At 52.0% G+C, this 8,080-nt stretch carries 5 protein-coding genes; 2 read left to right on the top strand and 3 right to left on the bottom strand.

Annotation, left to right across the window (positions count from 1 at the left end; genetic code table 11):
- Window positions 1–264: 264 nt before the first annotated feature.
- Complete coding sequence (locus AAF564_24335) at window positions 265–840, top strand: CAP domain-containing protein (protein ID MEM8488697.1); 576 nt, start codon at window positions 265–267, stop codon at window positions 838–840.
- On the opposite strand, the gene AAF564_24330 is transcribed toward AAF564_24335, so the two are convergent.
- The 3 genes from AAF564_24330 to AAF564_24320 all read right to left on the bottom strand — a co-directional run bounded on the left by AAF564_24330 (window position 837) and on the right by AAF564_24320 (window position 6,834).
- Window positions 837–2,027: a thiolase family protein gene (locus tag AAF564_24330; protein ID MEM8488696.1), complete on the bottom strand. Its 1,191-nt coding sequence runs from the start codon at window positions 2,025–2,027 to the stop codon at window positions 837–839. The genes AAF564_24335 and AAF564_24330 overlap by 4 nt on opposite strands.
- Before the next feature lie 86 nt (window positions 2,028–2,113).
- Window positions 2,114–4,216, bottom strand: coding sequence for a thioredoxin domain-containing protein (locus AAF564_24325; GenBank protein MEM8488695.1), 2,103 nt, complete (start codon window positions 4,214–4,216; stop codon window positions 2,114–2,116).
- Window positions 4,217–4,263: 47 nt separating this feature from the next.
- Complete coding sequence (locus tag AAF564_24320; GenBank protein ID MEM8488694.1) at window positions 4,264–6,834, bottom strand: M14 metallopeptidase family protein; 2,571 nt, start codon at window positions 6,832–6,834, stop codon at window positions 4,264–4,266.
- Window positions 6,835–7,127: 293 nt separating this feature from the next.
- Between AAF564_24320 and AAF564_24315 the strand changes: the two genes are divergently transcribed.
- Window positions 7,128–8,080: DUF5060 domain-containing protein (locus tag AAF564_24315; protein ID MEM8488693.1), on the top strand; the 953-nt coding region annotated here is incomplete at its 3' end.

The following is an 8,080-nucleotide window of genomic DNA, read 5'->3' as shown; positions in this document are numbered from 1 at the left end:
GAATCTGATAACTACCTGTTAATCATAAAACCCGATTTTTTTATTAGAATGATCGAATAATTGACCAGGTGACCGGGGCTATTTTTACCAGGATTTGCGCCCAATCAGGAGCCTATTGCCCACTCAAGCATAGAATCACAAATGACCTAAACTTTTTTATTTCAATTGTTTATCGGTTGTCGCGTGCGCATTGATTTCTTATATACCCCTGCCAACAGTTCCCTGATAGGGTACCTTTGCCTGGTACTTGTTGCAGGATATGGCTTGGGTTGCAGTCAACCGGGGCAACTGCAGCGCAGCGAACAGCTCTGGTCGCCCGAAATGCCGGGTGCTATTTCTCAGGAAGCACCTACGCTTGACCTCGAAGAGCTCGAATACCTGATCCACGAAGCCAGTAATGAAGCGAGGAGACTCAAAGGCATTCGCTCGTTGGTCTGGTCAGACACCATAGCTTACGTGGCACGCGGGCACAGCCTTGACATGGCTAAACATGGCTACTTTGGTCATGTCAATAAAGAAGGGAATAGCGCAACAGAGCGTGCTGCAGAAGCGGGTCTTGCGCGGCTACACCGCGCCGGCAATATGGTATTGGAAGGATTGGGAGAAAACCTGTTTGCCACACACCGCTATTCAGAATACACGGTGCATGCTGCTGACGAGGTGCGGTCTTATGATGTGTCCTGGAAAACGGTAGAAGATATTGCAGCTGAAGCAGTAACAGCATGGCTTGACAGTCCAGGACACCGCGTGAACCTGCTAAGCCCAACCTACCGCAGGGAAGGCATTGGCGTCGCATTAGGCACAAACGGCACCCTGTTTGTCACACAAAACCTTTATTAGAGCCGCTCGATAGCCAGCGCGGTGCTTCCTCCAGTACCGTGGCACAAGGAGGCAATACCGGATTCTTTGTCTTGCCGGCGCAAGGCATGAACCAGCGTAACAATAAGCCTGGCACCTGAGCAGCCAATAGGATGGCCAAGTGCAATACCTCCACCATGCACGTTCAGCTTATCATACGAAACGCCCAGGGCGCGGCTAAACAACACAGAACTTAGTGCAAACGCCTCGTTATTTTCGAACAGGTCAAAATCTGCCACAGAACGACCGGCAGATGCTTCTACTTTCTTCACCGCGTTGATGGGTGATTCGATAAAGCGCCAGGACTCACCAGCAGACCATGCCCCACGGATAATTCGTGCAATTGGCTGGAGACCATATTTAGCAACTGCAGATTCTGAGGCAAGCAATACCGCTGCGGCACCATCGCTAATCTGGCTGCTGTTGCCGGCTGTCAGCACACCATCTTTCCCAAATGCCGGCCGGAGCTTTGCCAATGACGCTTGCGTATTCTCTGCACGGATGCCTTCATCCTGCCCCAGCGTTTTAACTTCCCGGCGCGCCTTGTATTCGATCGGCACAATTTCAGCGTTGAACGCACCACTTTCTGTTGCCTGGTGTGCTCTCGCATGGGACATCGCGGCGACCTCATCCAGCATCTCACGCGTCACGCCCTCCTCAGCTGCCAACCGTTCCGTTTGATCACCCATTACCTCCCCAGACATCGGATCAGATAACCCATCGCGCAAAAGAATATCTTCGAGTCCCTCCGGCTTGCCCATCAGAAACTTGTATCCCCACCGGGCGCGGGCTGACAGGTAAAAACCTGTGCCAGACATAGATTCCATACCGCCAGCAAGTATCAGATCAGCTTCTCCCGCACGAATCATGGTCGATGCTGTCATGACACTCATCATGCCTGATGAACAGACCATGTCGATCGCCATCCCGTCAATTTCTTTCGGGATCCCCGCTGCAAGTGCTGCCTGGCGTGGTACGAGTTGGCCCTGGCCAGCGCGCAACACATTTCCCATTACATAGAAATCCAGATTGGCACCGTCTGCCCCGCCTTGCTGAAGGGCAGCCTGCATTACGTGCGCGCCTAGTTGGGCTGCGCTATGGTCTTTCAGTGATCCGCCAAAGCGGCCAATAGGTGTCCGTACCGCGGACACGATATATACTTCCTGCATGTAAATGTCTTTAGCTATCCCGGACCGTACTGATTTGCAACGGATAAATTGCAACCGATAGTTTGCACTGAACTGCTTTACGCCGACTATGCTACATTGCCAGCTTCCAACAGGGCGAGCAATTCGTCCACGCTCGTCACGGGTTGATTACAATGATAATTTTCGCAAACATATACGGTCGGCACGCCATTTAGTGCCTGCATAGCCGCCGTGTATGGCGCAAGCTGTCCCAAAGCTTCAGCGTGTTCTTCAGCTTTTAGCAGCAGGACCTTGTTAGGGATGTATTGCTGTTGGATGGCTTCCAGCAATTTGACGGTTGCAGGGTCTTCTTTTTCACCTACAACCACAATTTCATATGCCGGCCCTTCCCCAAAGTCTATCCCCGCCAACAGGGCAGTAAACCCACTGGGATGCCGATTAATAGGTGCACCGAAGTACTGAAGTAGAGCGGCAGCCTTTTCTTCGTATGCCGTGTTACCCGTAATCCTTCCAAGATGTAGCAAATTAGAAAGCGCAATAGAATTCCCTGACGGCATTGCACCGTCATAAGCTTCTTTCTGGCGCGTAATTAATTGCTCGCCGTCGTCTGGCGTAAAAAAGAATCCGCCGTTGGTCTCATCATAAAAATGGGTGATCATCTGCTCATTTAGCGCGAGGGCCTGTACCAGCAAGGCATGATCAAAAGTGGCTTCGTACAGCGCCAGCAGACCGGCTACATAAAAAGCATAGTCGTCCAGATTGGCCTGCAAGCCGGCTTCACCGTTTCGAAACCTGTGGTGGAGTCGACCACCTGGGGTTGTCATGGTGCCCGCCAAAAACTGCGCAGCAGCCTCCGCAGCAGCGGTGTATTGCGGCGCTGAAAACGCAACAGCTGCACGACTCAGCGCCGCGATCATCAGGCCATTCCAATCAGTCAGCACTTTGTCATCTTTCAGGGGATGGATCCGTCCTTCCCTGTGGTTAAACAGCTTGACCCGGATCGCTTCTAGTTGTACAGCCAACTTTGATTCAGGCAATTTGTTGGCGGCTGCATAAGCCGCTAATGCTTCAGGGAGCGCAGCTTTGAGGTGTGGGATATTTTCTCCCGTCAGCACGCCCGTTGCCTCTTCTTTGAAATTACCGGCGGCTGCAAAATTGTAAATGGAGAGATACAGCGATGCATCAGCTTCGTCTAGCAAGCGCTGTATTTCGTTTTCCGGCCAAACATAGAACTTCCCTTCAACCCCTTCGCTGTCAGCATCTTCAGCAGAATAAAAGCCGCCGGCGCCATCTGTCATATCTCGAAGTACGTATGTGATGACTTGATCAGCAACTTCTCGATAGACGCTATCACCGTTTTTTTGGTACAGCTCAACAGCAGCCAGTACAATCATCGCCTGGTCATACAACATTTTCTCGAAATGCGGCAGCAGCCACTCCCGGTCGGTTGCGTAGCGATGAAATCCAAAGCCCACGTGATCAAACACACCGCCCAATGCCATCTGCTGAAACGTATGGCTGGCCATGTCGAGGGCAGTTTTATTGCCAGTTCGATGTGCATAACGCACAAGAAACTGCAACTGGTGCGGAGAAGGAAACTTGGGGGCTTCCCTGAAGCCTCCGTACGTTTCATCATATTCTTCAGCCAACTGCTGAAAAGCAAAGTCGAGCACACCCGGCGCCGGCCCCTGCCCTGCTTCATGCCAGGTACTCGCCTGATCCAACGCCGCGACATTCTGTCTTGCAGAAGCCAGTACATCATCGCGCTTTTCAGTCCAGAGCTGTTTAACACGGGGCACCAGGTCAAGCATCCCTACCCGGCCAAAACGACTGCTTTTAGGCAGGTAGGTCGCAGAAAAAAACGGCTGCTGATCCGGCGTCATGATGATGGTCAGGGGCCATCCGCCTTGCCCACTCGACAACTGACAATAGGTCATGTAGACCTGGTCAATATCAGGCCGTTCTTCCCGATCTACTTTGATGTTTATAAACGCATCGTTCATCAATGCCGCAACCTCGGCATCTTCAAACGATTCGTGCTCCATCACGTGGCACCAATGGCAGGTAGCATACCCGATCGACAGAAAAATCGGCTTGTCTTGTTCACGCGCCAGCGCAAAGGCCGCTTCTCCCCAGGGATACCACGCAACCGGGTTATGCTGGTGTTGCAAGAGATACGGACTCAGCTCGTTTGCGAGGGCGTTGGACATCTACTTAAGGGTCGTTTTGGCCTAAATCAGAAGGAGGTATAAAGCGATTAAAATGCGTTTCCAAAAAACACTGCGTTTACAAAAAGCCTGTTTGTACCATACCAGAACGCGCGGAAATTTGGATTATCAGCAAAGGCAATGATGCTGCCTCGCCCTTTGTTCATCGCAACGAGCGCCGCGCTTCCCGCCATGTTTTTGAGCTGGGGTTCAGATACGTAGCCACTCAGCAAAGGCGTTGTGGTGTACACGCCAACGTTGACACCCGGCGTGGTCGCCGGCTCATAGAATGAGGTGCCCCGACGAAAAAGCGGAATGGTATCGCGCAAGCCGTACGATAACGGGTGCGTGGTATCCAGCCGGCCCTCGGCAATGAGCCCGCCGATCCGCTGCGCACCCCGTGCTTCATCCAGTTGATTGAAAGGCAAATCTTTATAAAGCGAATCCGTATCAAACGGCTTCCTTTCCAGGTCAATGAGGTTATTGCGTACAGCCCAGTCCGTACCAGAATGCAGCGTGACCAAATTCCCTCCACGGCGCATCCATGTACTAAGGACTTCTGTATTGAGCCCGCTATAAAAGCCACCAGCCAGCACCAGGGTGGTATACCGGTCCAGATCGATGTCTGCCAGTTCGTCGCTATCGAGGAGTGAAACTGGTATGTGGAAGCGCTCAGACAACAAGTGCCACACTTCACCGGCATTATATCCTGACGCACCCGATCCGGTGATCAGGCCGACAACAGGCGTTTTCAAAATTGTAGCGGAACGGGTACCCAAATCCGGACCGTCGAGCGCAAAGCCGCTTTCAGCTGCAAACACTTCAACATGGTCTTCAGCAACAGCTTTTTCTAACATCGGCAGTAAACCGGCATCCAGGTGCCGGCGCGCCGGATCGCGATGCACTGCCGGGACAAATATGGTCCCGGGCTCGAAGGACATCACGCGCCCATTAACCCGTATATCTGCGGCATGGTGCAGCAAGCGTGGAAAGAAGCCAGCCTCGAGCAGGTTGTATAGCGTGCGGCCGGCGAAGTACCTGTTCCATTTCAAGAGGTATCCAATCTCGGATACGCCGCCAACGAGCCTGCCGCCGTCTGGCGTAGCTGTCCACGCTGCACCAAGGTAGTCTGCGGGATTGGACCGGATCTCGCTGTAATCCAGGTCGAACGCGAGCGGCATCGTCCACGTAGACACGTCATAAAACAGAGAATCCTGATAAGCAGTTGTACGATCAAACATGGCTTTCACTACGCGTGCCTGTGGTTGTGCAACCGGCACAACAAACGCTTCACCAGCGGCATACACCCTGCCTTCGTTTTCAAAGTCTCTATCCAACATATACATCTGAACCCGATGCCGGCTGAGCATCTCCCCGAACTTTTGTGCCCTGGTCCGGTCGTAGGTCAGATCAACAACATAAGCTTTTACCCGATTGCTGCGCGCAACACCTGCAGCAGAGGCGTAAAACGTTTGCTGGTAGGTCAGCAGCTCTTTGCGGAGGGCCGTTACAGCCTCCAGCGTAGAAAGCGAGGTGGAAAACTGGTTCTTTACGGTAAAAGCGTAGGTTAAATTGCCGTGGTCCGTTTCACTTTCCAGTGCGCGACTGGAAGCTTGCTCAAACAGAATACCGATGGCGCCATTTGCATCCGGGTATGTAGAGCCTTTACCGTAGTAAAAATCGTCAAAGCTCTCTTTCGAGTAATAGAGTGAGCCTGTGCGATCCAGCCATTTGGCATGAAAGTCGGCGATGCCGGCAGTGAGCACAAAGTTTTCTTCGGGCGTACCCGGGTTATTCCGGCTCGGTATACCTGGCATGAAGAAGAAACTGGACGTCCCTCCCATTTCATGGTGATCGGTAAGCACCTGGGGGCGCCAGTTGTGAAAAATATCCAGCCGGCCCTGTGACTCGGGATGCTGCGCCGGCAGCCAGTCGCGGTTCAGGTCGAACCAGTAATGATTGGTCCGCCCACCCGGCCAGGGCTCATTATGCTCTCGGTCATTGGGATCTGTCGTATGCACGCGGCCCCGGTTGCGATTTACCCAGTCTGTGAAGCGGTCTCGTCCATCGGGATTAAATAAAGGGTCCAGGATGATCACCACATTTTCCAGCATCTCTTCAAAGGCAACTCCTTGCGCTGCAGCTAAATGGTAGAGATACAACACGGCAGCCTCAGACCCGCTTGCTTCGTTCCCATGGATGCTGTAGCCCTGATAGACAACCACTGGCATTTCGTCAAGATCAGCTTCGGAAATACTGTCCGGATCGTCAGATAGGCGCAGGTTCTGCGCGCGAATGGCCTCGAGGCGGGCATGGTTCGCCGGCGAAGTAACAATTGCATGGATGAGGGGACGATTTTCGTAGGAGTACCCATGCGTGTGCAACGAGACGCGGTCACTTGCCTCGGCCACTGCTTCGAAATAGTCTACGAGTTCATGGGGTACCGTATGCCGGGTACCAATGGTATGGCGCAATACCTCATCGGGTGTTTTAATCTCACTATTGTAGCCAGAAATACCTGGTATCTCGATCTCAAAAGCTGCCGGCAAGTTTTGCGCATACAGTAAGTTCAGACACGACCATAAAAAGGCCACCACAAACATACGTACAACTATCTGCATGATATAATCCAGAATCTAATTTTGATAAAAAGCTGGTTTGTCGAGAAAAAATTTTACGCCGTGGACAGGCACGAGCGCAAAGTACGTTGCAACACATTATGGCACAACTCTTGCTAAACAGAAAAACAGCTACGCTCTTCACGCCCCCTGATCCTAGCATAGCGTGTCTGACCATTAGAGGCATAACATCAGCCGGGCGTCTACAGTTCTTCTTTCATCTTCAAAACACGATTTAAACCAGCCTCACGGTTGAATCTGTTTTTGAGTCTTATCCTCGTACGATATCTGTGGGTGTGATTAAATTTAGCATTCTAACATTCGTTCTGTTCTTCAACGTTACTTCTGTTGCGACCAGTTTTGCATCAGCAGATCCTACCGTTGACAAAGCCAGAGCGCAAAAAACAACGCTTTTCTCTTCAGACACTGCCCCCTCAGCAGTCGCCGGGGTTGCAGGCAACGAAGTATCTATAAAGAAAGCCAACGTTACGGCAACCGGAGAATTCAAAAAATGGCATCCGATAACCATTTCGCTTGAAGGCCCATCTGCCAGCGAAACCGGTTCGCCAAACCCATTCCTCGATTACCGCTTTGAGGTTATTTTCTCGCAGGCGGAAAAAAGCATTACTGTCCCGGGCTATTTTGCAGCGGATGGCAATGCCGGCGAAACCAGTGCCACAAGCGGCAACATCTGGCGCGCCCATTTTATCCCGCCTACTACTGGCGGTTGGACCTACAGAACCTCCTTTCGCCAGGGCACCAACCTCGCGGTGAGCACAAACCCAAATGAAGGCACGCCGCTTGCCGAATTCGACGACATTTTTGATTCGTTTGATATCCAGGAAACAGATAAAACGGGCGCTGACCATCGCGGCAAAGGCAAGCTTCGCTACGTGGGTGAGCATTACCTGCAGTACGACAACGGTGACTACTACATTAAAGGCGGCACCGACAGCCCGGAAAACCTGCTTGCATATGTAGATTTTGATGCCACATTCAACAACGGTGGCACCAACTTCACCAAAGACTGGGGTATCCATGTTTCAGATTGGAACGAAGGCGATCCTACCTGGCAGAATGGCAAAGGTAAAGGACTCATCGGCGCTGTAAACTACCTCGGTGAGAAAGGCGTTAATTCGGCCTACTTCCTTACCATGAACATCAACGGTGATGGTGATGATGTGTGGCCGTGGACAGGACCTGGTGAAAGATTCCGGTTTGATGTATCCAAGCTAGACCAGTGGAATAT

The organism is Bacteroidota bacterium, from assembly GCA_039111535.1.
Classification (GTDB): Bacteria; Bacteroidota; Rhodothermia; order Rhodothermales; family JAHQVL01; genus JBCCIM01.
Note: the sequence above shows the minus strand (reverse complement) of the source record. Positions and strands in the feature narration are given on the sequence as shown.

What these genes read in the sequence shown, in the direction of transcription:
- AAF564_24330 (MEM8488696.1), bottom strand. Translation starts at nt 2,027, where the DNA reads ATGCAGGAAGTATATATCGTGTCCGCGGTACGGACACCTATTGGCCGC.
- AAF564_24320 (MEM8488694.1), bottom strand. Translation starts at nt 6,834, where the DNA reads ATGCAGATAGTTGTACGTATGTTTGTGGTGGCCTTTTTATGGTCGTGT.
- AAF564_24325 (MEM8488695.1), bottom strand. Translation starts at nt 4,216, where the DNA reads ATGTCCAACGCCCTCGCAAACGAGCTGAGTCCGTATCTCTTGCAACAC.